The sequence below is a fragment of the Mesorhizobium sp. M0968 genome, from assembly GCF_040319065.1.
GTDB lineage: Bacteria > Pseudomonadota > Alphaproteobacteria > Rhizobiales > Rhizobiaceae > Mesorhizobium.
Genome location: NZ_JAMYNL010000045.1, coordinates 25,001 through 26,422, shown reverse-complemented (window position 1 = coordinate 26,422; position 1,422 = coordinate 25,001). Strand labels below are relative to the sequence as shown.

The 1,422-nt window shown below is 63.1% G+C and carries 2 protein-coding genes (1 of these 2 running past the window's edge); one reads left to right on the top strand and one right to left on the bottom strand.

The annotated features are described in order from the left end of the window. The first annotated feature begins 81 nt into the window (after positions 1-81). A complete protein-coding gene (locus NKH67_RS32265) occupies positions 82-459 on the top strand; it encodes a hypothetical protein (RefSeq protein WP_502893838.1) in 378 nt (125 codons plus the stop codon). A gap of 17 nt (positions 460-476) precedes the next feature. On the opposite strand, the gene NKH67_RS32260 is transcribed toward NKH67_RS32265, so the two are convergent. Next, on the bottom strand, positions 477-1,422 hold the 3' portion of the coding sequence (locus NKH67_RS32260) for a M23 family metallopeptidase (protein ID WP_352503226.1). The gene runs 1,013 nt beyond the window's last position; 946 of the gene's 1,959 nt are visible here — the last part of the coding sequence; the start codon falls outside the window, past its right edge; its stop codon occupies positions 477-479.

Here is a 1,422-nt window from a genome sequence, read left to right as displayed (position 1 = left end):
TGGCGGGCATTTGGGTCATACCTTATTTTCTGTTTGGGGGTCTCGGCGTTTTTGTTATTTGTGTGCGGGGTGTGGGCGTTGGTGGTTGCGCGGCGGGCTCGCGGCCTCAGGCGGGGGGCGGAGGACAAGGATACGGGTGCGGCCTCGGGCATCAACAACGCCGTCTCGCGCATCGGCGGCCTGATTGCCGTGGCGGCGATGGGATCGCTGGCGGCCTGGGTCTATGCTGGCGTGCTCGGCACCGCTGCCGGCTCCGGCATTCCGGGTTTCGGCGAACCGCCGCCAGCCGGCCTGGCGCCCGGCCTCGATGCGGCACGACTTGCCGCCAGCGACGCGGCATTCGCCGCCGTTGCCGCGGTGACCGCGGTGCTTTGCCTGCTTTCGGCAATCGCCGCGTGGACGACGGTTTCCGGCGAGCGGCTGCCATGGGCGCGCGACACGGCGAATCAGCACGGCTGACGACGAAAAACGTCGGCTCAGCCTTCGATCTTGGCGCTCGCGACCTTCAACTGATTGCTGTCTTCCTGCTTGAGCAGGTCGTCGATGCGTTCGCGCTCGCGCTTGAAGGCGACGAGGTCGTCGCCCTTGAGCGTCTTGCCGACCGGTAGGCGGACGCGCATCGAATCGACCTTTGTGCCGTTGACGATCAGTTCGTAATGAAGATGCGGACCGGTGGAGAGGCCGGTTGAGCCGAGATAGCCGATAACCTGACCCTGGCGAACGCGAACACCCGGCTCGATGCCTTTGGCAAAGGCGCTCTGGTGATTGTAGGACGTCTCGTAGCCATTGGCGTGACGCAAGATGATCTGCTTGCCATAGCCACCGGCCCAGCCGGCTTTTTCCACGACGCCATTGCCCGCGGCAATGATCGGCGATCCCACGGGAGCTGCCCAGTCGGTGCCGGTATGCATTTTCACATACCCCAAAATGGGGTGGCGCCTGGCACCGAACCCTGACGTAAATCGGCCATTGGGCAACGGATTGCGCAGCAGAAACTGCTCGGCGCTGCTACCATTTTCGTCGAAGTAGTCGGTGCTGCCGTCCTGCATCTGGAAACGGTAGAAATTTCGCGTCGTGCCGCCGAAAGTCGCGGAGACGTAAAGCAGCTCGGATTCGTCAGACGCCTGGTCGTCGCCATCGGGTTGCGAGAACAGCACTTCGATGCGGTCCGTGGGATTGAGGCGCGACTGAAAGTCGACACTGGATGCCAGCAACTTGATCAGTCGTTGCGTCATCGCCTTGGACATGCCGTAGGAATAGGCGGTGCGGTAGATGCCGTCATAGACGTTCGGCAGATTGCCGCGCACTACGGGCGCAGGCGAATCGTCGAACGCCGTCAGCAATTCGGGATTTGGCTCCGGCTCCTGCGCCGGCACGTACTGGTCGTGGTCGTCGAGTGCGATGGTGACGATGTGCTGGGTC